General features: G+C 75.0%; 18 protein-coding genes. 6 read left to right on the top strand and 12 right to left on the bottom strand.

All coding sequences use genetic code 11. The features are described from left to right. Positions 1-103: 103 nt before the first annotated feature. Positions 104-1,435 carry a lipase family protein gene (locus IH44_RS0127865; RefSeq protein WP_030462506.1) on the top strand — a complete coding sequence of 444 codons (1,332 nt, stop codon included), beginning with the start codon at positions 104-106 and terminating at the stop codon, positions 1,433-1,435. A gap of 51 nt (positions 1,436-1,486) precedes the next feature. On the opposite strand, the gene IH44_RS0127860 is transcribed toward IH44_RS0127865, so the two are convergent. Together IH44_RS0127860 and IH44_RS0127855 are read right to left on the bottom strand one after the other, a co-directional pair. Next, entirely contained in the window at positions 1,487-1,825 is a 339-nt protein-coding gene (locus tag IH44_RS0127860; RefSeq protein ID WP_030462505.1) for a hypothetical protein, read from the bottom strand. A gap of 150 nt (positions 1,826-1,975) precedes the next feature. Continuing rightward, positions 1,976-2,575: an HdeD family acid-resistance protein gene (locus IH44_RS0127855; protein WP_030462504.1), complete on the bottom strand. Its 600-nt coding sequence runs from the start codon at positions 2,573-2,575 to the stop codon at positions 1,976-1,978. A gap of 179 nt (positions 2,576-2,754) precedes the next feature. Between IH44_RS0127855 and IH44_RS0127850 the strand changes: the two genes are divergently transcribed. Together IH44_RS0127850 and IH44_RS43120 are read left to right on the top strand one after the other, a co-directional pair. Further along, on the top strand, positions 2,755-4,569 hold the full coding sequence (locus tag IH44_RS0127850) for an NAD(P)-binding protein (RefSeq protein ID WP_081967164.1): 1,815 nt from the start codon (positions 2,755-2,757) through the stop codon (positions 4,567-4,569). 255 nt (positions 4,570-4,824) lie between these two features. Then, positions 4,825-5,868, top strand: a complete 1,044-nt coding sequence (locus IH44_RS43120; RefSeq protein WP_030462502.1) for a hypothetical protein — start codon at positions 4,825-4,827, stop codon at positions 5,866-5,868. 1,292 nt (positions 5,869-7,160) lie between these two features. Here the strand turns inward: IH44_RS43120 and IH44_RS0127840 are convergent. The 10 genes from IH44_RS0127840 to IH44_RS0127795 form a co-directional block, all read right to left on the bottom strand. Beyond that, complete coding sequence (locus IH44_RS0127840; RefSeq protein ID WP_030462501.1) at positions 7,161-7,937, bottom strand: enoyl-CoA hydratase; 777 nt, start codon at positions 7,935-7,937, stop codon at positions 7,161-7,163. A gap of 108 nt (positions 7,938-8,045) precedes the next feature. Continuing rightward, positions 8,046-9,101, bottom strand: a complete 1,056-nt coding sequence (locus IH44_RS0127835) for an enoyl-CoA hydratase/isomerase family protein (RefSeq protein ID WP_030462500.1) — start codon at positions 9,099-9,101, stop codon at positions 8,046-8,048. Positions 9,102-9,229: 128 nt separating this feature from the next. Then, entirely contained in the window at positions 9,230-9,412 is a 183-nt protein-coding gene (locus IH44_RS0127830) for a hypothetical protein (RefSeq protein WP_030462499.1), read from the bottom strand. Between the two features lie 247 nt (positions 9,413-9,659). Next, positions 9,660-10,880, bottom strand: a complete 1,221-nt coding sequence (gene fahA / locus IH44_RS0127825; protein ID WP_030462498.1) for a fumarylacetoacetase — start codon at positions 10,878-10,880, stop codon at positions 9,660-9,662. Next, positions 10,877-11,689 (bottom strand): hypothetical protein, encoded by an 813-nt coding sequence (locus tag IH44_RS0127820; RefSeq protein ID WP_232795119.1) that lies wholly within the window; start codon positions 11,687-11,689, stop codon positions 10,877-10,879. The genes fahA and IH44_RS0127820 overlap by 4 nt, the downstream gene beginning before the upstream one ends. Beyond that, a complete protein-coding gene (locus IH44_RS0127815) occupies positions 11,668-12,855 on the bottom strand; it encodes a homogentisate 1,2-dioxygenase (protein ID WP_030462496.1) in 1,188 nt (395 codons plus the stop codon). Before IH44_RS0127815 ends, IH44_RS0127820 begins: the two co-directional genes overlap by 22 nt. A 34-nt stretch (positions 12,856-12,889) precedes the next feature. Continuing rightward, positions 12,890-14,101, bottom strand: a complete 1,212-nt coding sequence (gene hppD, locus IH44_RS0127810) for a 4-hydroxyphenylpyruvate dioxygenase (protein WP_030462495.1) — start codon at positions 14,099-14,101, stop codon at positions 12,890-12,892. 133 nt (positions 14,102-14,234) lie between these two features. After that, positions 14,235-15,539: a phosphoribosyltransferase family protein gene (locus IH44_RS0127805; protein ID WP_030462494.1), complete on the bottom strand. Its 1,305-nt coding sequence runs from the start codon at positions 15,537-15,539 to the stop codon at positions 14,235-14,237. A gap of 222 nt (positions 15,540-15,761) precedes the next feature. Next, positions 15,762-16,538 carry a MerR family transcriptional regulator gene (locus IH44_RS0127800; RefSeq protein WP_030462493.1) on the bottom strand — a complete coding sequence of 259 codons (777 nt, stop codon included), beginning with the start codon at positions 16,536-16,538 and terminating at the stop codon, positions 15,762-15,764. Then, on the bottom strand, positions 16,535-17,611 hold the full coding sequence (locus tag IH44_RS0127795) for a serine hydrolase (RefSeq protein WP_030462492.1): 1,077 nt from the start codon (positions 17,609-17,611) through the stop codon (positions 16,535-16,537). Before IH44_RS0127795 ends, IH44_RS0127800 begins: the two co-directional genes overlap by 4 nt. A gap of 237 nt (positions 17,612-17,848) precedes the next feature. Here IH44_RS0127795 and IH44_RS0127790 point away from each other — a divergent pair, with 237 nt between their 5' ends. The 3 genes from IH44_RS0127790 to IH44_RS0127780 all read left to right on the top strand — a co-directional run. Then, the gene (locus tag IH44_RS0127790) at positions 17,849-18,265 is read left to right on the top strand and encodes an SPW repeat protein (RefSeq protein WP_232795118.1); all 417 of its coding nucleotides are present in this window, start codon (positions 17,849-17,851) and stop codon (positions 18,263-18,265) included. A gap of 434 nt (positions 18,266-18,699) precedes the next feature. Beyond that, positions 18,700-18,855, top strand: a complete 156-nt coding sequence (gene lanA / locus IH44_RS43745) for an SCO0268 family class II lanthipeptide (RefSeq protein WP_063759696.1) — start codon at positions 18,700-18,702, stop codon at positions 18,853-18,855. A 158-nt stretch (positions 18,856-19,013) separates the two neighbouring features. Next, positions 19,014-21,243, top strand: a 2,230-nt coding sequence (locus IH44_RS0127780) for a lantibiotic dehydratase family protein (RefSeq protein WP_030462490.1), incomplete at its 3' end; no start/stop codon positions are given.

The following is a 21,243-nucleotide window of genomic DNA, read 5'->3' as shown; positions in this document are numbered from 1 at the left end:
GGTCATCATGGTCCCCGGAGGTTACCTACCCGTAGGTAACTCCCGCGATCCCCCACCGTTCTCCAGGTCGCGCCACCGCCCCCACGCAGAAACGGGAACCGCCATGAACCGAGCCGCCCGGCTGATCGCCACCGCCCTCGCCGCCGCCGCCCTCGCCACCGCAGCCCCCGTCGCCACCACCACCGCGACGGCCGCCACCACCGCGGCCGACCCGTTCTACCGCTACGACGGCAGCACCCCGCTGTCCTCGATCGCACCCGGCACCGTGCTCAAGACCCGGACCCTCTCCTACCACCTGCTCGGCCTGCCCACCCCCGTGCAGGCCGTCCAGCTGCTGTTCCGCACCACCGACGCGCAGGGCCGCCCCAGCGCGGGCGTCACCACCGTGGTGCGCGGACTGGGCAGCGACGGCAGCAGGGCGGTCTCCTACCAGTCCTTCTACGACTCGCTGAACCCCGAGCACGCCCCCTCCCGGGCGGTGGCCGGCGACGTCAGCCTGGGCGGCGCGATCGCCAACGCCGAGGCGCTGTTCGTCGTCCCGTTCGTGCTCCAGGGCTACGACGTGGTCATCCCCGACACCGAGGGGCAGACCGCGGACTTCGCCGCCGGACCCGAGTACGGCACCACCACGCTGGACTCGATCCGGGCCGCCTCCGCCTCCACCGCCACCGGGATGGACGCCGACACCCGGTTCGGCCTGCTCGGCTACTCCGGCGGCGCGATCGCCACCAACTGGGCCGCCGCCCTCGCCCCCTCCTACGCCCCCGACGTCAACCGCCGCCTGGTCGGCTTCGCCGAGGGCGGCCTGCTGGTCGACCCCGCGCACAACCTGAAGTACGTGGCCGGGGGCGTGGTGTGGCCCGGCGTCATCCCGATGGCGATCACCGGCGTGGCCCGCGCCTACGGCTTCGACCTGCAGCCCTACCTGAGCGACTACGGCAAGCAGGTGTTCGCGAAGATGCAGGACGCCTCGATCGTCAACGCGCTCGGCCAGTACCCCGGCCTGACCTGGCAGAAGCTCGCCAAGCCCGCCTACGCCGACCCGAACTCGATCCCCGAGTACCTGGACGCCGTCAACAAGGTCAACCTCGGCTCGGCCGCCACCCCCACCGTCCCCGGCTACCTCGCCCAGGGCAACGGCGGCGTCCTGGAAGGCACCTTCAGCAACATCTCCGGCATCGGCACCGGCGACGGCGTGATGGTGGCCGGCGACGTCCGCGCGCTGGCCCGGCAGTACTGCGCCACCGGCAACGGCAGCATCAAGTACCAGCAGTACGACCTGCTCAGCCACCTCGGCGCGGCCGTCCCGTGGGCGCCCACCGCGGTGCTCTACCTGAACGACCGGTTCGCCGGGAAGGCCGCCCCGTCCGACTGCGGCCGCATCCCGGCCGGCAACTCGCTCGCCCCCGAGCGGCCCGCCCCGGTCGGCAGCTGAGCCGCCGGGGCCGGGGCGGCCGGCAGCTGAGCCGCCGGGCCGGGGCGGCCGTCACGTCCAGGCGACGGCGACGACCACCTCGGCCGCGGTGAGCGAGGCCACCGTGAAGAACGGCCACGCCTTCCGGTTGCGGACGCCGGCCACGGCCACCGCCGCGATCAGCACGTCCAGCGCCAGCTTGACGGCCATCTTCGGGTCCGACACCGGCAGGTCCAGGGCGTGCCGGACCGCGATCAGCCCGGCGCCGGTCACCAGCTGCACCACCGCGCTGGTCAGCACGTAGCCGCCGACCACCGGGTCCTTCCCGCGCAGCTGGTAGAAGATCCCGCCCAGGATCGCGGCGAAGCCGAACAGGTGGAAGACGAGGAGGACGTACCGCAGGATCTCCATGCCAGTGATCTCTCTCCAGAACCGGTGGACGCTTTCCGGGACTGAGAGCGGCCGGCGGCCGGATCCGTGACATCGAAGCCCCGGGCCGGTGGCGAGACGTGCGTCACACCACCGGCCCGGGGCCCCTTCGACGTACGGGCGGACGGGGCGTCAGAGGTCGTGCGGGTACAGCTTGGCGCCGCTGCGGATCCGCAGCGCCGCGACGATCTCGGTGACGCCGATCACCAGCAGGCCGCAGGCCGCCAGGATCGCCAGCGCGGTGATCGAGTGCGCGGGCCAGACCATCAGCACGACGCCCGCCAGCACGCTCAGACCGCCGACGAAGCCCTGCCAGCCGCGGGCCGGCATCATCGGGTCCGACGCCACCGCCGCCAACTGCGTGATGCCGCGGAACAGCCAGCCGATCCCGATCCACAGCGCCAGCAGCAGCACCGACTGGGCCGCCGAACGGAAGCACAGCAGGCCCAGCAGCACGCAGATCGCCCCGCTGACGAACGCCAGCACCCGCAGCGCCGTCGAGGCGTGCGTGCCGAACGCGCCGACCAGCTGCACCACGCCGATCACCAGCAGGTACAGGCCGAACAGCACGCCGATCACCCACAGCGTCTGCTTCGGCCACACCAGCACCACGATCCCCAGCGCCAGCGAGATCAGCCCGCCCGCCAGCACCGCCTGCCAGGCCAGCCGGGCCAGTTGCTGGAACGGCCCGGGCAGGTCGTTGCGGGAGTCGATCCGGTACGGGGCACTCATGGCTCCTCCGAGGGGGGCGGGACGGAACGGACAGGACACACCCACCAGCCTCCGCGCCCCACCACCCCCGGGGCGCGGCAGGCTCCGCCGGACGGACGAACGGACCGCCCCGCCCGCACCCGGATCCGATACCGTCCGTTCACCCACGCGTCCTGACGGGCCGTCTACCATCTGACGCTATGACGGACCAGGGGCGGGGGAGCCCGGAGGACGGGGCGGGGACGGTCGAGCCGGGGGCGGAAGAGGCCGGGCCCGGCGGGCACTACATCGTGTGCGGCGGCAACTCGCTCGCGCACCGGCTGATCCTGGAGCTCACCGAGCAGTACGAGGTGCCGGTCGTCGCCGTGGTGCCCGACCGGTCCCGGGAGCACGGGCCGGCGATCGCCCAAATACCCGGGGTGACGGCCGTGTTGGAGTACTCCACGGTGACCGGGGAGGCGCTCGGCGCGGCCCGGATCGAGCAGGCCCGCGGCATCGCGCTGATGGACGGCACCGACCAGGAGAACATCCACGCCGCGCTCGCCGCCGAGAACCGCAACCCCGGCGTCCGGATCGTGCTGCGGATCTTCAACCAGCGCCTCGGCGAGCACCTGGAGAAACTGCTCCCCAACTGCGCCGCGCTCTCCGGCTCCGCCACCGCCGCGCCCGCCTTCGCCAACGGCGCCCTGAGCCGCCCGCACACCGTCGACGTCGGCGGGCGGCAGCTGTACGTCGCCTACGACGCCGACATCCGCCCCAACCAGATCTGCCTGGTCGCCGACCGGATCGACCGCCAGGACCTCGGCCGGCTCCGGCTGCTGCCGGAGACCGGCGGCCGGGCCGCCGACTTCATCCGGATCGCCGAACTCCTCGGTGGCGGCGAAGCGCTGGGCCCGGTCGCCCGGCCCGACCCGGCGCTCGACCACGGCCCCGGCGGCCTGGCCGCGCTGCAGAGCCTGGACACCGAACCGCCGCTGCGCCAGCCGCTGCGCAAGCGGCTCAAGTGGTGGCTGCTCGACAGCCTCAAGTACTTCACCAACACCCGGCTGCGGATGATCCTGATCACCGCGTTCGCGGCGATCGTGATCGGCGGCGCGGTACTGGCCACCCACACCACGCACTCCGGCGGGATCGGCTGGACGGTGTACTTCACGCTGCTCGACGCGGCCGGCGCGGTGCAGCCCGACGTCCCCGGCCAGCAGGTGCTCGGCGACTCCTGGGCCCGGGTCGCCCAGGTGCTGATCACCTTCTGCGGCATCACCTTCGTCCCCGTCGCCACCGCCATCGTGGTCGAGGCGCTGGCCAGCGGCCGCCGCGGCCTGCCCCGCCCGCCCGGCGCCCGCACCCGGGACCACGTCATCGTGGTCGGCCTCGGCAACGTCGGCACCCGGGTCGCCGCCCTGGTGCACGCCACCGGCCTGCCCGTGGTCTGCCTGGAGCGCGACCCGCAGGCCCGCGGCATCGCGGCCGCCCGCGCCCTGGGCATCCCGGTGCTGATCGGCGAGGGCCCGCTGGAGGCCCAGCTCAAGCAGGCCCGGGTCAAGCACGCCCGGGCCGTGGTCGCCGTCACCTCCGACGACGCCGCCAACCTGGAAGCCGCCCTGGAGGCCCGCGCCGTCCGCCCCGAAGTCCGGATCGTGGTGCGGCTGTTCGACGACGACTTCGCCCACCACGTGTACGCCACGCTGGGCAACGTCGCCTCCCGCTCGGTCTCCTACCTGGCCGCGCCCGCCTTCGCCGCCGCCCTGATGGGGCGCGAAGTGCTCGGCACCCTCTCGGTCTTCCGCCACGTCCTGCTGATCGCCGAACTCGCCGTCGAGGAGGGCTCCGCGCTGGACGGCCGCAACACCGGCGACCTGGAGGGCCCCGGCGGCGTCCGGGTGCTCGCCGTCCGGCTGCACCGGCGCGTCCACGACTACCAGTGGAACTTCGCCGACCGCTCCCGGCGGCTCGCCCCCGGCGACCGGGTGGTGGTCGCCGCCACCCGGTCCGGGCTCGCCCGGGTGATCCAGTGATCCGGCGATCCGGCGATCCGGCGATCCGGCGATCCGGCGATCCGGTGACCGCCCGAAGCGGCGGTGCGGCCCGGGCACAGTGTGTACAGTGACGGATCGTCCGACGACGGAGCGGGGGCCGTGACGGTGCCGACGGGGGGACGTCCGCGCCGCAACTCCCCGCTCCCCACCGATCGGTGACGTGCCGTCAGGGGCAGGCGGGGGGATCCGCGCCGATCCGGCCGCGCGCGCCGCGCCCACCCCGACGGAGCACCGATGATCCGCGCCGCCCTGCACGGCAACACCGGGATGATCCCGGCCTTCCTGGTCCTCGCCCTGCTGCTCGGCACCGCCGGCCACCTGGCGGCCCGGCGCCACGGCCTGCCGCGCCGGGCCGTCCTGCTGCTCGCGGTCGCGCTGGCCGGGGAACTCGCCGTCACGCTCTACCCGACCGCCACCGGCGGCGGCGCCGCCCGGGTGTGCGCCTGGAGCGGCGACCCGTGGCTGGCCCTGCGCACCGAGCAGGGACGCCTCAACTTCCTGCTGTACCTGCCGATCGGCCTGTTCGCGGTGCCCGCCTTCGGCCGGCCGCTGGCCGCCGCCGGCGGGGTGCTCGCGCTGGGCGCCGCCACCGAGACCGCCCAGGGCATGCTGCCCTCGATCGGCCGGGCCTGCGACAGCGGCGACTTCGCCTGCAACGCGGCCGGCGGCCTGCTCGGCGTCCTGCTCGGCTGCGCGGTGCTGCTGGCGCGGCGGCGCCGGATCGCCCCGGACCGGCGGGAGCGGCGGCTGACCGGCCTGCTGGCGGCCGCGGTGGGCGTCCCCGTCCTGCTGCTGCAGTCCGCGGTGCTGTCGCCGACGGTCGCCACCGGCGCGGTCGAGGCCGACGCGGAACAGCAGCGGCTGGCCCGGCAGGACGCCGCGCTGCTGTTCGGGCCGGACGCCCGGGTGATCCGCACCCAGCGCTTCCTGTCCCCCGGGGTCGACCAGCTGTCGGTCACCGTCGACCGCGGCTTCCTCACGGTGGACTGGCCCTCCGGACGGCTCCGCGACTTCGAGACCGTCTCCGCCGGCCCGGGCGCCGAACCGCCCGCCGTCCCGGCCGAACAGGCCGCCGCGGCCGCGCGGGCGGTCCGCCCGGCCGCCGACGCCTTCGCCGCCCGCTGGCTGCCCGACCTCGCCCCCGGCACCGAACCCACCGTCATCCCCGGCGGCGGGCAGGACGGCAGCCACCGCTTCACCTACGGCACCGGCCCCAACACGCCCGCGCTGGACGTCGACTCGGCCGGCCGACCGGTCCGGTTCGGCCTCCCGAACTGACCGGGGACGGCGGCGCGCGGGGCGGTCCCGGTCCGGCCGGGGCCGTCGGTGGCGCCGCGTAGGGTGCCCGTGATCGCCGCGAGGACCACCCGGAGAACCATCCGGAGGACCATCCGGAGGACCCACCCAGTGGAGGGCCGCACCCCCATGCCGCAGCACCAGCCCGACGGCCGGCCGGCCGCCGTCCGCGAACTCGCCGACTCCCGGGACCTGGAGGCCGTCGCCCGCAGCCTCCACCGGCGCAACGCCGAACACCGCGGCGACTGGACGCTGGACGGCGGCGGGCTGGTCCGGGAACTCCAGGACTGGCCGGCCGAACGCCGGGTGCGCCTGCTGGTCCGGCTGAGCGAGGGGCTGGAGGAGACCGCCGTGCACGCCCCGCCGCAGTGCCGGGGCCTGGCCGCGCTCAACGTGCTGCTGGCACAAGGACTCTCGGCCCGGCAGCTGGCGCCCTGGCGGGAACCGCTCCTGGCCGAGGCGGCCGGACGGCTGGCCCTGTGGGAAGGCTGGCGACTGACCGCCCTGGTGGAGACCGAACTGGCCGCCGGGCGGCAGCTGCCCGACGCGGTGGTGGCGACCGTCCGGCGCTCGGCCGTCCTGGCCTCCGACCCGGCCGAACTCCCGGCGCTGGCACGGCAGTTCACCGAACCGGCGGTCAACCCCGGCGAGCCGTGGGCGGACCGGGCGCTCGCCGACCTGGCCGCCGCCGGGCCCGGAGCCCGGGCCGGCTGGCGGGAACTGCTGGCCCACGCCGCCACCGCGACCGGGGCCAAGCCCACCGCGACATGGCTGCGGGCCGGACAGCCGCTGGTGGACGCCGTCGGGCCGGAACGGCTGCGCGCGGCCGCCGCGGAGTGGTTCGCCCTGACCGGAGAGCCGCGACGCGACGCGGTCGCGTCCTTCCACCGCTCCGGCCCGGCCCTGCACGACCCCGACCCGTTCAACTGGCGCGCCCTGCAAGGGCTCGCCGCCCTCCTCACCCTCACCCCACCGCACCCCGACACCGCCCGGGCCCTCGCCACCCTGGCCGAAACCGCTCTGATCCGCTGCCGCGGCCTCGGCCCCCGCTCCCCCCTGACCGCCGCGGCCACCATCCGCGCCCTCACCACCCTCGGCGGCCCGGACGCCCGCACCGAACTGGAACGCCTCGCCGGCACGCTCACCTACAAGCCGACCCTGAAGGCGATCACCACCGCCCTCATTTCCCCTGCGGGGCTTTCCCCTGCGGGGCTTTCCCCTGCGGGGCTTTCCCCTGCGGGGCTTTCCCCTGCGGGGCTTTCCCCTGCGGGGGGTTACTTGTTGGTGAAGGAGGCCGGGCGCTTCTCGGCGAAGGCGGTCATGCCCTCCTTCTGGTCGGCGGTGGCGAAGGCGGCGTGGAAGAGGCGGCGTTCGAAGCGGACGCCCTCGGCGAGGGTGGTTTCGAAGGCGCGGTTGACGGATTCCTTCATCATGACGGCGGCGGGGAGGGACATGGCGGCGACCTTCTCGGCGGTGGCGAGGGCCTCGGGGAGGAGTTGGTCGGCGGGGACGATCCGGGAGACCAGGCCGGCCCGTTCGGCCTCCTCGGCGCCCATGGTGCGGCCGGTCAGGCACAGATCCATGGCCTTGGCCTTGCCGACGGCGCGGGTCAGGCGCTGGGAGCCGCCGATGCCGGGGATGACGCCGAGGGTGATCTCGGGCTGGCCGAACTTCGCGGTGTCGGCGGCGATCAGGATGTCGCAGAGCATCGCCAACTCGCAGCCGCCGCCGAGCGCGTAGCCCGCGACCGCGGCGATGACCGGCTTGCGCAGGCGGCCGAGCTCGTCCCAGGGGCCGAGCCAGTCGTCGAGGTAGACCTCGGGGAAGCGGTTGTCCTGCATCTCCTTGATGTCGGCGCCGGCGGCGAACGCCTTGGCGGAGCCGGTGATCACCAGGGCGCCGATCTCCGGGTCGCGGTCGAAGGACTTGGCGGCCGCCACCACCTCGTTCATGAGTTCGGTGCTGAGCGCGTTGAGCGCCTTGGGCCGGTTGAGGGTGATGATGCCGACCCGGCCCTTGCGGTCGACCAGGATCGTCTCGTACTCGGTCATCGCCGTTTCTTCCTCTCCACGCTGAGCGGAACCTCTGCCGCTGGATACGATCTCCGAACGCCGCGCCGGATGCCAGTCTCGACAGGCGAGACGATGGTCACCCCGGTGTCATCCGGCCAGGTGCAGGTCGCCGCTCTCGGGGGCGGCGAAGAAGCGGGCCACGTCGGCGGGGGTGACCTCGGCCAGGGTGGCGGGGGACCAGTGCGGGTCGCGGTCCTTGTCGACGACCTGGGCGCGGATGCCCTCGACCAGGTCGTGGTGGGCCAGGGCGGCGCAGGAGATCCGGTACTCCTGGTCGAGGGTGGCGGCCAGCGAGGGCAGGGTGCGGGCCCGGCGCAGCGCGGCCAGGGTCACCTTGAGCATGGTGGGGGACTTGGCGCGCAGCTGGGCGGCGGCGTCCGCGGCGGCGGGCAGGCCGGTGGCGTGCAGGCGTTCCAGGATCTCCTCGACGCTGTCGGCGGCGTAGCAGTGGTCGATCCACTCGTGCTGCTCGGCGAGCGCGGAGGGCGGGGCGGGGGCGGCGAGTTCGGCGACGGCCTTGGCGGGGGTGTCGCCGGCGGCGAGGCGGTCGGTGAGGGCGGGCAGGGCGGTGGAGGGCAGGTAGTGGTCGGCGAAGCCGCAGTGCAGGGCGTCGCCGGCGGTCATGGTGGCGGCGGTGAGGGCGACGTGGGTGCCGAGTTCGCCGGGGGCGAGGGCGAGCAGCCGGCTGCCGCCGACGTCGGGGACCAGGCCGATCCGGGTCTCGGGCATGGCGACGGCGGAGCGTTCGGTGACGACCCGGATGCCGGCGTGTCCGGCGAGGCCGACGCCGCCGCCCATGGTGATGCCGTCCATCAGGGCGACGTACGGCTTGGGGTAGCGGGAGACGAGTTCGTTGAGCGGGTACTCGACCCGGAAGAAGGCCCGGCCGCCGGCGCCGCCGCGCTTGGCGTCGTCGTGGATGGCCCGGATGTCGGCGCCCGCGCACAGGCCGCGTTCGCCCGCGCCGTCGAGCAGGACGGCCGTCACGGTGTCGTCGGCGGCCCAGGCGTCCAGGGCGGCGCGGACGGTCTCCAGCATCGGGCGGGTGAGGGAGTTGAGGGCGCGCGGCCGGTTGAGGGTGATCCGGCCGAGCGGGCCGGCTCGCCCGATCAGCACGTCCTGCCCGCCCTGTGGGGTTCCCATCGCCACCGCTCCCATCGCTCCCACCGCTCCCGTCCGTCCGGAAAGTACGAAGATCCTTCGGTGCACCGTACCGGGCCCGCCTGGCAGGTCGGCGGGCCCGGGTGCGGCGGTGGCGGGGACGGGGCCGGTCAGCAGGGGCGCAGCGGGGTGGCGAGCAGCACGGGGGCGGCGGGGACGGCGGGGCGCGGGGCGAAGCCGCAGAGCATCACGGGGTGCGGGGTCAGCGGGGCGGCCTGGGCCTGGGGAACGGGCAGCAGCAGGTTGGCGGCGGCGAGCGCGGCTCCGCAGACCAGGGTGCGCAGCTTCATCATCGGGGGTTCCTCCGGGGAAGAGAGTTGTCCGCGAACGGTCGCGGTCCGCTCCTTCGGCGCCGGGCGTGGGAGGCCCGGCTCGGGGGCGGCCGCGGGGTTTTCGTCGGGTCAACTTCTAGTGGCGGAGGGGTTTGCGGCCCCGGAACCTCACCCGTTCGGCGGCGTGCTGCGGACGCGCCGTTGACGCTTCCGCAGCACGCCGGACGACCGGCCTGCTGTCAGGTCGGCCGATCGCCCGGTCGGCGGGTCAGCCGGTGATCCTTCCGGTGACCTCGCCGAACCCGACCCGCAGGCCCCCCGGTCCGGGGGCGGTGGCGGTGATGGACACCTCGTCGCCGTCCTCCAGGAAGGTGCGGCTGGTGCCGTCGGGCAGTTCGAGCGGCCGGGTGCCGTTCCAGGACAGCTCGATCAGCGAGCCGCGCTGCTCCGGCTCGGGGCCGGAGACCGTGCCGGAGCCGTACAGGTCGCCGGTGCGCAGGTTGGCGCCGTTGACGGTGAGGTGGGCGAGCTGCTGGGCGGCGGTCCAGTACATGCCGGCGAACGGCGGCCGGGAGACCGGGTGGCCGTTCAGCGAGACCTCCATCGCCAGGTCCAGGCCCCAGGGCTCGGCCTTGCGGTCGTCCAGGTAGGGCAGCGGTTCCACGTCGCGGGCCGGGGGCTCGACCCGGGCGTGCTCCAGCGCCTCCAGCGGCACCACCCAGGGGGCGACCGAGGTGGCGAAGGACTTGCCGAGGAACGGGCCGAGCGGCACGTACTCCCAGGCCTGGAGGTCGCGCGCGGACCAGTCGTTGAGCAGGCAGACGCCGAACACGTGCTCGGCGAAGCCGTCCAGCGCGACCGGCCGGCCCAGTTCGCTGGGCGTGCCGACCACGAAGGCGACCTCGGCCTCGATGTCCAGGCGCAGGGACGGGCCGAAGCTCGGCGCGGCGTCGGCGGGGGCCTTGCGCTGGCCGTGCGGGCGGGCCACCGGGGTGCCGGAGACCACCACGGTGCCGGCCCGGCCGTGGTAGCCGATCGGCAGGTGCTTCCAGTTCGGGGTCAGCGGTTCCTGGCCCGGGCGGAAGATCTTCCCGAGGTTGGTGGCGTGGTGCTCGGAGGCGTAGAAGTCGACGTAGTCGGCGACCTCGAACGGCAGGTGCAGCCGGACGTCCGCCAGCGGCAGCAGGCAGGGCCCGACGGCGTCCCGGTGCGCCTCGTCGGTGAGCCAGGAGGTGAGCGCCGCGCGCACCGCCCGCCAGGTCGAACGGCCGGACGCCATCAGCGGGTTGAGGCTCTCCGCGTCCAGCAGCGCGGACGGCGCGCCGACCGCCCGGGCGGCCGCCCCGGCGTCCAGCACCAGCTCCCCGATCCGGACGCCGATCCGCCGCCGGCCGGGCCGGTCGGCGGCGGTGAACACGCCGTAGGGGAGGTTGTGGACGCCGTACGGGGAGTCGGCGGGCAGGTCGAGCCAGGTGGCGGTGGTGCTCAAGGGGTCTCCAGGAGGCCGAGTCGGGCGAGGTCTTCCAGCGGCTCGGTGATGCTACAGGTGCCGAACGAGGTGAAAGAGGCGCGGATGTCGAGGATCTGACGCTCCGTCAGCGACTCGACGGCGGTGGCCAGTCGGGCCCCGTCCCGTTCGGCGAGCAGCTCGACGGCCTGCTCGCGGCTCGGACTCCCGGCCGCCAGAAGGAGGTTGAGGAAGCCGTGGTGCTCGTAGCCGGTGCCCAGGTCGGTGTGCCGCACCGCGTGGTGCAGCCCCGCCGTGCACTTGTACGGCAGGGCGCGCTCGGCGCAGCCCCGCAGGAAGCCGGCCAGCTCGGTCACCGACGGGAAGGCGGCGTAACCGAGGCCACCGGTACGGTACTTGGCGCGGTAGCGGGTGCCGGCCAGGGCGTCCAGGCCGTCCTCCAGCCGCTCCGAGCGGGGCAGTTCGACGGCCGCCCCGACGCCCTCGGGCAGCAGCGCGTCCAGTTCGGCGACCGCGGCCCGGACGTCCGGGCCCGGCGCGTACTCGACGGTGGCGACCCGCAGGCCGTCCGCGGCCTTCAGCGCCTCGGCCAGCCGGCCCGGGCCGACCACCAGGCCGACCTCGAACTCCGGCTCCAGCTCCCGCAGTTCGGCCAGCAGGTCGACGGGGGCGAGCAGCGGGCCGACCGCCGCCGCGTACCGGGCGGCGCGGTGCGCCCGGTGCGCGGGGACGGCCTCGGCCAGCGGCAGGTCGCCGGGCGGGAAGACCGCCGCGTCGTCGAACAGCCCCCGGTACAGCTCGGGTACGTTCATCGCCTCGCCCAGGTCCACGCGTAGTTCGGGTCCTCGCTGGCCGTGGCGGCCTCGCCGAGCTCCAGCGGGCGGAAGGTGTCCACCATCACCGCCAGCTCGTCGAAGAACTCCACGCCGATCGAGCGCTCGTAGGCGCCCGGCTGCGGCCCGTGGGTGTGGCCGCCGGGGTGCAGCGAGATCGACCCCTGTCCGATGCCGGAGCCCTTGCGGGCCTCGTAGTTGCCGCCGCAGTAGAACATCACCTCGTCGCTGTCCACGTTCGCGTGGTAGTACGGCACGGGGATCGACAGCGGGTGGTAGTCCACCTTGCGCGGCACGAAGTTGCAGATCACGAAGTTGGTGCCCTCGAACACCTGGTGGGCCGGCGGCGGCTGGTGCACCCGCCCGGTGATCGGCTCGTAGTCCGCGATGTTGAACGCGTACGGGTACAGGCAGCCGTCCCAGCCCACCACGTCGAACGGGTGGTTCGGCACCGTGTAGCGGGTGCCGACCACGCCGCCCGGGCCGCGGTGCTTGACCAGCACGTCCACCTCGCCGCCGTCCACCAGCAGCGGGCCCTGCGGCCCGCGCAGGTCCCGTTCGCAGAACGGGGCGTGCTCCAGCAGCTGGCCGAACTTCGACAGGTAGCGGCGGGCCGGGGTGATGTGGCTGTTCGCCTCGATGCAGTACGCGCGCAGCGGGGCGTCCCCGGTCGGCACCCAGCGGTGGGTGGTGGCCCGCGGGATCAGCACGTAGTCGCCCTGCCCGACCGCGATCGTCCCGAACACCGTCTCCAGCACGGCCGTTCCGGACTCCACGTACACGCACTCGTCGCCGAGCCCGTTGCGGTACAGCTCGCTGGGCGCGCCCGCCGCGACGTAGGAGATCCGGACGTCCGCGTTGCCGAGGACGAGCCGGCGGCCGGTGACGGCGTCCGCCGACTTCCACTCCTCGCCGGGGAACAGCTCGTGCAGCTTGAGGTGGCGGGGGAGCAGCGGGAGGTTGGCGGTGGTCGCTTGGCTCGGCAGCTCCCACACCGCGGCGGCCGTCACCGCCGAGGGGATGTACCGGTGGTACAGCAGCGAGGAGTCCGAGGAGAAGCCCTCCTCGCCCATCAGCTCCTCGTAGTACAGGCCCCCCTCGGGGGTGCGGTGCTGGGTGTGCCGCTTGGGCGGCACCGAGCCCAGCTGCCGGTAGTACGCCATCGCCCTGTCTCTCCCTGTCGTCCGTGACTCTCCGTCAGAGGTTGCCGCGCCGGTCCTGCTCGCGCTCGATGGCCTCGAAGAGCGCCTTGAAGTTGCCCTTGCCGAAGCCCAGCGAACCGTGCCGCTCGATGAACTCGTAGAAGACGGTCGGCCGGTCGCCGATCGGCTTGGTGAAGATCTGCAGCAGGTAGCCGTCCTCGTCGCGGTCCACCAGGATGCCGCGCGACTGCAGCTCCTCGATCGGGGCCCGGACGTGGCCGATCCGCTCGCGCAGCTCCGGGTCCTCGTAGTACGAGTCCGGGGTGGAGAGGAACTCGACGCCGCGCGAGCGCAGCACGTCCACGGTGGTCAGGATGTCGTTGGTGGCCAGCGCCATGTGCTGGCAGCCCGGGCCGGTGTAGAACTCCAGGTACTCGTCGATCTGCGACTTCTTCTTCGCGATCGCCGGCTCGTTCAGCGGGAACTTCACCCGGTGGTTGCCGCTCGCCACGACCTTCGACATCAGCGCCGAGTAGTCGGTGGCGATGTCGTCGCCGACGAACTCCGCCATGTTCACGAAGCCCATCACCCGGTTGTAGAACGACACCCACTCGTCCATCTTGCCGAGCTCCACGTTGCCCACCGCGTGGTCCAGCGCCTGGAACAGCCGCTTCGGCGCGCCCTCGGGGCGGACCACCGTCGACTCGCGGGCGACGTAGCCGGGCAGGTACGGGCCGGTGTAGCGGGAGCGGTCGACCAGGGTGTGCCGGGTCTCGCCGTACGCGGCGATGGCCGCGCGGCGCACGGTGCCGTGCTCGTCCGAGACGTCGTTGGGCTCCTCCAGGACGGTGGCGCCCTGGGCGCGGGCGTGCGCGATGCACTTGTCCACGTCCGGGACCTCCATCGCCAGGTCGACCACGCCGTCGCCGTGCCGGCGGTGGTGGTCCAGCAGCGGGCTGTCCGGCGTCACGCCGCCCTCGATCACGAAGCGGCAGGAGCCCGAGCGCAGCACGAACGACTTGCGGTCGCGGCGGCCGGTCTCCGGGCCCGAGTAGGCGACCAGCTCCATGCCGAACACGGCCTGGTAGAACTGCGCCGTCTGGGTCGCGTTGCCGACCACGAAGACGACCGCGTCCTGGGCGGTCACCGGGAACGGGTCGGTCGAGGCGTCGTACTCCACCAGGCCCACCAGGGTGCGCAGCTGCTCGGCCGTCAGACCGGCCTGCAGCTCCTCGGGGGTCAGTTCAACAGCGGCGTCGGCGGTCATGGGGCATTCCTCCACGTCGAGGTCGGTTGCGCAGAGCTTGCTCCTGCTCGGTGGGGTGGGCAACAGGTCCGATTCCGGCTGCTCAATGTGTACAAGATGAGCAGCCGGACCGGGTCCGGGCTGTACGGATTGCTCAGTGCTCCACCCGATCGCCTCCCCGGCCGGGCGGGAAGTGCCGGACGAACCAGCCCGCCGCCAGTGCGGCGACCGCCTCCAGCGCGCCGGGCTCCTCGAACAGGTGGCCGGCGCCCGGGACGACCTGCAGGGCGCTCTCGCCGCCCAGTTCGGCCCGGGCCTGCCGGTTCCACTCCAGCACCTCCTGGTCCGCGCCGCCGACGATCAGCAGCGTCGGCACCGTCACCAGCGGCAGCCGGGCCTCCGCGAGGTCCGGCCGGCCGCCGCGGGCCACGATCGCCGCCGGGGCGCTGTCCGGCTCGGCCGCCGCCCACAGCGCCGCCGCCGCGCCGGTGCTCGCCCCGAACCAGCCGTACGGCAGGCCCGCCAGCGCCGGGTGGCGCAGCGCCTCCCGGGTCGCCCCGGCCAGCCGCCCGCCCAGCAGGCCCGGGTCGAACACCTTCCAGCGCTCGTCCGCCTCGCCGGGCGTCAGCAGGTCGAACAGCACGGTCGCCAGCCGCTCCCGGTGCAGGTGCGCGGCGACCGCGCGGTTGCGCGGGCTGTCCCGCCCCGAGCCGCTGCCGTGCGCGAACAGCACGACGCCCCGCGGGTGTTCGGGCACGGCGAGGTCGGCCGCCCCGGTGCCGAGCCGGAGCTCCTGCCGGGCGGGCCCGGCTGTCTTCGGCGGTCCGGCCCGGTCGAGCGCGGCCAGCACCTCGGCGTCCGTGGTCTGCCGGAAGTCCCGGTAGAACGCGCCGACCGCGGCGAACCCGTCCGGGGTGTCCACCGCCAGGTAGCCGTCCGCCGCGTCGCCCAACTGCCGGGCCCAGCCGGGCGGGGCGACCGGCACCGCCAGCACCACCCGGGCGGCGCCGCGGGCCCGGACGATCCGGCAGGCCGCCCGCGCGGACGCGCCGGTCGCCACCCCGTCGTCCACCACCAGCACCGTCCGCCCGGCCAGCGGCACCGGCGCCCGACCGCCCCGGTAGAGCGCCGCGCGCCGGGCCAGCTCGGACCGCTCCCGGGCCTCGGCCGCCGCGAACGCCTCCGGCGGGACGCCCGCCGCGTCCACCACCTGCTGGTTCACCACCCGGGCGCCGTCCTCGCCCACCGCCCCCATCGCCACCTCGGGCTGCCCCGGCACCCCCACCTTGCGCACCACGCACACGTCCAGCTCCGCACCCAGCGCGGCCGCCACCTCGGCGGCCACCGGCGCGCCGCCGCGCGGCAGCGCGACCACGACGGCGCCGCGCAGTTCGGGCGCCTCGGACAGCAGGACCGCGGCGAGACGGCGGCCCGCGTCGGCCCGGTCGGTGAAGTGCATGGCGGGAACCTCTCCACTTCCCACGGTACGTCGGCACCGCCGGGGCTGTGCCCGGGGTGGGAACGGCCGGTGGGGACGGGGGAGGGGCCGGAGTCGGAGGGTCGGCCGGGGCCGAGGGTCTGTCGGCGTCGGGGGGCTGTCGGCGTCGAGGCTGTGCCCGGGTGGGGGCGGCCGGTGTCAGGATGCGTGCGGGCAGGGGCGGTTGATGGTGCGGGGTGGCCGTCAGCGGTGGGGGGTGCGGATGCCGGCGGCGTGCAGGCGGGCTTCGGTGAGTTCGGTCAGGCGGGCTGCGGCGGGGGCCTGGGTGGTGCGGTGGCGGTTGACCAGGTCGTACTGGGCGGCGGAGCCGGTCCAGGCCCGCAGGCCGTCCCGGCTGTCGGGGCGGGCGGCGCGGGCCAGGTGGTGGGCGGCCATGGCGTCGGCGAGTTCCGCCAGCCGCGGGTCGTCCGGCTCCCAGGTTTCCGCCTCCCGGCCGCGCCGGGCCAGTTCGACGTACTCGGGGTCGTCGAAGCGGTCGGCGAGCTGGGCGAGGAAGGCGTCGAAGCCCCGGGGCAGCAGGGCCCGGGCCAGGACCAGGGCCTCGCGCTGCGCGGCCACGTAGGCGGGGTCGAAGCCCAGGTCGCGGATCCGCTGCAGGACGGCGCAGGCCCGGTCGGGGAGCAGGGCCCGGTCGCCGTCGGCGAGCCGGTGCAGGGTCGCGCGCCGGGCCGACAGCTCCTCGATCCGCTCGGTGAGCCGCCGTTCGACATCGGTCAGCGCGGCGCCGAAGCCCTCGGTGTCGGCGTCCAGCAGCCCGCCCGCCTCGGCCAGCGGCACGCCCGCGGCGGCCAGTGTCCGCACCTGCACCAGCCGCAGCAGTTCCTCGGAGCCGTACCGCCGGTAGCCGGAGGCGTCGCGGGGCGGTTCGGCGACCAGGCCGAGCCGGTGGTAGTGCCGCACCGTCTTCACCGTGACCCCCGCGAACGCCGCCGCCTGCCCGATCGTCACCCCGTCGCTCATCCGCCCAGCCTGCCGCAGGACACCGCGTCCGTGAAGTGCTGCTGGGCCCGCTGGAAGGCGGGGGCGATGGTCAGGTCCGGGTCGTCCACCCAGGTGAGTCCGGCGGTCACCGTCCGGGTGCCGTCGGCGGAGCCGAGCATCAGGGCCGCCGAGCCCATCGTCGCGCCGTGGTGGTGGAGGACCGTCCCGCCCGCGGTCTCCTGGACGAACAGCCCCAGGCCGTACCCGGCGGTCGGCTCCGGGGTGCGCATCGCGGCCAGCAGCTCCGGCGGCAGCAGCCGGCCGCCCAGCAGGGCGGAGAAGTACAGGTGCAGGTCACGGGTGGTGGAGACCAGGTCGCCGCCGGCGCCGACCCAGGACGGGTTCTGCCGGGTGACGTCGAGGGTGTGCTCCCGGCCGCCGTCCTCGTACCGGTAGTAGCCGTGGTTGTGCGGTGCGGGCAGCTCCGGGTCGGTGCCCGGTGCGAAGGTGCCGGTCAGCCCCAGCGGGGCCAGCACCAGCCGCCGCAGCTCCGCGGCGAACGGGCGGCCGGCGGCGCGTTCGGCGACCAGCCGGGCCAGCACGTAGTTGGTGTTCGAGTAGCTCCAGCCGGTGCCGGGCTCGAACCGGGCGGGGTGGGACAGCGAGAGCCGCACCAGGTCCTCGGGCGGGTACGTGCGGAACCGGTCGGCCACCCACTCCGCGCCCCGCCACGGCACGCCCGGCACCACCGTTCCGTCCGGCAGCAGCTCGCCGGTGTGGTTGAAGACCCCGCTGGTGTGCTGGAGCAGCATCCGGACGGTGATCCGCGGGTCGAGCCCGAACTCCGGCAGCCGGTCGGCCACCGGGTCGTCCAGACCGAGGCGGCCCTCCGCGACCAGCAGCAGGACCACGGTGGCGACGAAGCTCTTGGTGCTGCTGCCGATCCGGAAGTGCCCGTCCGGGACGGCCCCGGCGGGCCGCCCCAGCTCGCGGGCGCCCGCGGCGGCGACCCACTCGCCGTGCTCGTCGTTCACCCGCAGCTGGACGGAGAGGAAGCCGGACCCGAGCAGGTCGTCGAGCGCGGCGCGCAGGGCGGGGCGGGAGGTGGTCATGGCGGGTGCTCCTTCGCGTGGGCGGTTGCTTGCGAGGAGCCTCCACCTTGACCTCGGGTCAACCTCAAGGGTGATCCGGGTCACGGTCCGGTATGCGCCCGTTCCGGGGCATAAGAAAAAAATAAGGACAAACCGGTGGGTAGCGTTATTTACCGCCCAGGGCGGGTAGCGACCAATTGGCTCGCATGTCCCGACTACGAGGAGGTGGTCCCGGTGTCGACCCATACGCCCTCGGGCATGGAACACCATCCGGACATCCTGGCCCTGCGTGAACACGCGGAGCGCGTCACATCCACCACCGCCGGGCAGGGGACGGAAGCACTCGCCGTCTGCGCCGGACTCTTCCTGGCGATCTCCCCCTGGGTGGTCGGCTTCTCCGGCTTCACCGGGCTGGCCATCAGCAACCTGGTGCTCGGCATCGCCTACGCCGTCCTGATGGCCGGCTACGGCTCCGCCTTCGGCCGCACCCACGCCCGGGCCTGGGCGTGCGTGGCGATCGGCGCCTGGACGGTCATCGCCCCCTGGGCGGTCAACGGCGGCGCGCACGTCCGCCGGACCATCCTGACCAACGTCATCACCGGCGGCGTCATGACCTGCCTGGCCCTGGCCGCGGTCGGCATGGTCTTCGCGGGCATGACGGCACGCCGCAGGTAGGGCGCGGCGCAGGGGCCCGGAGGCCCCCACGGCGGCGGGACCCCGGACGGGGTCCCGCCGCCGTGCAGTGACAGGTTTTCGTCAAGTTTCGGTCAAGCCGCCGGCTGCGGCCGTGGACACCCGCCGCGCGCGCCCCCGAAGTGGTTCGTGCGCGGCCGGGAGCAGTGGTGATCCCGGTTTCCGGTACTGAAACCCCGAACCGGTCCGGTCACCGGGAACGGACACCCCCCGGACGCGGCGCGAGGGACGGAAGTGCAGGCCGGGGGCGCCGGGGGCGGAGCGGTACGGGTGGGGCGGAGGTTGGCCGGGACGGCACTCACCACATGGTGGGAAGCCGGGGAACAGTGGTGCCTCGCGCCGGACCGGACCACCGTTCGAGCCGGCCGCGGCCCGGACCACCGTCCGGGCGGACCCACGAGCCCTCAGGAGGGGATATGCGCACCGACACCACCGTGCAGTCCGACACCACCGACTTCGACCTGGACCTGCGCATCGCGGACGTCGCGGAGCAGACCGAGGAGTTCGGCCGGGGCACCTACACCTCGCCGAGCAGCTACGCCATCGGCACCCGCTGCCCGGTCTGCTGCTGACCGGCGCCCGGTAGTCCTCGCGCGGGGCGGGCTGCGGCCCGCCCCGCGCTCTCCGCTCCCTCCCCACCCGCGAACCCGGCCGGTGCCTGGTGTGCCAGCACCCTGACCAGCCGCTCTCCGCTCCCTCCCCACCCGTGAACCCGAGGAGCCCGACGAACGTGCGCGCAGAGCCCGACCTGTTCGACGTCCGGGAACCGGTCCTGGTCCGGACGGCCGGCACCCCGCGGACCGGCACCGAGACCCGGATCGACCCGGCCGACCCCGTCCCGGGCGCGCGCCGCCTCGCCGCCGACCCGCTGCTGCGCCAGGCCGTCGAGGTCGCCAGCGGCAGCCTCGCGCTCAGCCTGCAACGGCTCGGCGAACCCGGCGGCGCCGCCGCCCTCGGCCGCAAGCGCACCGCCAGCGCCGCCCGCACCCTCACCCGCTACGCCCGCCGCTCCGGCGGCCGCCCCACCCCGTTCGGCCTGTTCGCCGGCGTCGGCCGGGCCCGGTTCGGGGCCGCCGCCGACGTCCCGCCGCCCGGCCCCGGGCAGGTCAGGGTCCGCCTCGACGGCGGCTGGCTGCACCGCCGGGTGCTGGACTGGCTCGCCGTCCCCGAGGTCCGCCGCCGGGTCGACGTCGTCCTCGACGACCTGACCGTGCTGCGCGACGGCCGCCTGCTGCGGCACACCGGCGAACGCGAGGTCTCGGTGCGCGACAACCCGCTGGTCACCCGGGTCCGCGAGGCCGCCGCCCGCCCCGTCGGGTACGCCGACCTGCTCGCCGACCTCACCGCGCGCTTCCCCGCCGTCGCCCCCGAACGGATCGACGGCCTGCTCGCCGGACTCGTCCAGCACGGCTTCCTGCTCACCTCGCTCACCCCGCACCGCGTCGACGACGCCCTGCTGGACCGGATCGACACCGCCCTCGACGGCGCCGTCCCCGCCGCCGCCGAAGGACTGCGCGCCGTCCGCGCCGCCGCCACCGCCCACGAGCGCGACCGCCCCGGCGAAGGGCTCGCCTCCTGGCGGCACCTGCTGGAACAGGTCCGCGCCCTCGACCCCGACGACCGGGCCGGCGAACGCCCGCCCGTCCAGGTCGACCTGCGCACCGGCGCCGACCTGGTGCTGCCCGCCGCGGTCGGCGAGGAGGTGCGCCGCTACGCCGCCGCGATCTGGGCGATCACCCCCGAGTGGACCACCCTCGACCACCTGCGCGACTACCGGGACCGCTTCGTCGAGCACTACGGCACCGCCTGCGCCGTCCCGCTCGCCGACCTCGCCGACCCGCACCGCGGCCTCGGCCTGCCGCCCGAGTACGGCGGCGCCGCGCCCGCCCACTCCCGCTCCGGCCCCGGCGACGACGCCGACCGGCCGCGCCGCAACGCCGTCGCCGAACTCGTCCAGCAGGCCGTGCTGGCCGGCACCGACCTGGTCCTCGACGACGCCGACCTCGCCCGGCTCGCCGACGCCGCCGGCCACACCCCGGGCAGCAGCCGCCCGCCGCGCACCCTGGAACTCTGCTTCCAACTCCTCGCCGACTCCGCCGCCGCCCTCGACCGCGGCGAGTTCCTGCTGCTCGGCAGCCCGCACACCGGCTCCTGGACGGCCGGCGCCACCGCCGGCCGGTTCGCCGACCTCACCGGCCTCACCGCCGACCTGGCCGCCCTCGCCGCCGGACCCGCCGACGACGGCGCCCTGCCCGTCCAGGTCGAACTCGCCCCGCGCGACCCGCGCTCGCTCAACATCGTCCAGGTGCCGCCCCTGCTCCCGCACCGCCTGCCGATCGGCGTCGCCGCCGACCGCGGCGACCCGCACTGCCTGGACTGGCGCACCCTGCTGGTCGCCGCCGGCGAGGACGGCCTGCGCCTGCTCCACCCCGACACCGGCCGCCCCGTCGTCCCGGTCTTCCCGCACATGCTCGCCCTGGACGCCCAGGCCCCGCCCGTCGCCCGCTTCCTGGCCGACCTGGCCGCCGCCCGCCCCCGGGTCTGGTCCGGCTGGGACTGGGCGGGCCTGGACACCCTGCCCTACCTGCCCGCCGTCCGCCACGGCCGGGTCCTCGCCGCCCCGCGCCGCTGGCTCCCCGGCCGCCGCCTGCGCGACGCCGCCCGCACCGCCGGACCCGCCGCCTGGACCGAGGGCCTGCGGGCCTGGCGCGAGCGCTACCGGGTGCCCGACCGGCTGCAGATCGCCAGCAACGACCGGATGTTCCCGATCGACCTGCGCGAGGACTGGGACACCGACCTGCTGCGCGCCGAACTCACCGCCCCCGAACCGCGGTTCCAGCTCTTCCAGGACCTCACCGCGGACGGCGCCGGACTCGGCTGGAACCACGGCCGCAGCACCGAGATCGTCGTCCCGCTGCTCCGCGCCCCCCGCCCCGCCCCCGCCGGCACCCGCCCCCCGC

Source organism: Kitasatospora sp. NRRL B-11411 (assembly GCF_000721345.1).
Lineage (GTDB): Bacteria > Actinomycetota > Actinomycetes > Streptomycetales > Streptomycetaceae > Kitasatospora > Kitasatospora cineracea.
This window is presented reverse-complemented; position numbering and strand designations above follow the sequence as displayed.

Bases quoted from the DNA above. Each gene is read 5' to 3' on its own strand.
- IH44_RS0127830 (WP_030462499.1), bottom strand. From the start codon at position 9,412: ATGATGAAGCTGCGCACCCTGGTCTGCGGAGCCGCGCTCGCCGCCGCC.
- IH44_RS0127790 (WP_232795118.1), top strand. From the start codon at position 17,849: ATGGAACACCATCCGGACATCCTGGCCCTGCGTGAACACGCGGAGCGC.
- hppD (WP_030462495.1), bottom strand. From the start codon at position 14,101: ATGACCGCCGACGCCGCTGTTGAACTGACCCCCGAGGAGCTGCAGGCC.
- IH44_RS0127860 (WP_030462505.1), bottom strand. From the start codon at position 1,825: ATGGAGATCCTGCGGTACGTCCTCCTCGTCTTCCACCTGTTCGGCTTC.
- IH44_RS0127800 (WP_030462493.1), bottom strand. From the start codon at position 16,538: ATGAGCGACGGGGTGACGATCGGGCAGGCGGCGGCGTTCGCGGGGGTC.
- IH44_RS0127795 (WP_030462492.1), bottom strand. From the start codon at position 17,611: ATGACCACCTCCCGCCCCGCCCTGCGCGCCGCGCTCGACGACCTGCTC.
- IH44_RS0127855 (WP_030462504.1), bottom strand. From the start codon at position 2,575: ATGAGTGCCCCGTACCGGATCGACTCCCGCAACGACCTGCCCGGGCCG.
- IH44_RS0127835 (WP_030462500.1), bottom strand. From the start codon at position 9,101: ATGGGAACCCCACAGGGCGGGCAGGACGTGCTGATCGGGCGAGCCGGC.
- IH44_RS0127850 (WP_081967164.1), top strand. From the start codon at position 2,755: ATGACGGACCAGGGGCGGGGGAGCCCGGAGGACGGGGCGGGGACGGTC.
- IH44_RS0127840 (WP_030462501.1), bottom strand. From the start codon at position 7,937: ATGACCGAGTACGAGACGATCCTGGTCGACCGCAAGGGCCGGGTCGGC.
- IH44_RS0127865 (WP_030462506.1), top strand. From the start codon at position 104: ATGAACCGAGCCGCCCGGCTGATCGCCACCGCCCTCGCCGCCGCCGCC.
- IH44_RS0127805 (WP_030462494.1), bottom strand. From the start codon at position 15,539: ATGCACTTCACCGACCGGGCCGACGCGGGCCGCCGTCTCGCCGCGGTC.
- lanA (WP_063759696.1), top strand. From the start codon at position 18,700: ATGCGCACCGACACCACCGTGCAGTCCGACACCACCGACTTCGACCTG.
- IH44_RS0127815 (WP_030462496.1), bottom strand. From the start codon at position 12,855: ATGGCGTACTACCGGCAGCTGGGCTCGGTGCCGCCCAAGCGGCACACC.
- IH44_RS43120 (WP_030462502.1), top strand. From the start codon at position 4,825: ATGATCCGCGCCGCCCTGCACGGCAACACCGGGATGATCCCGGCCTTC.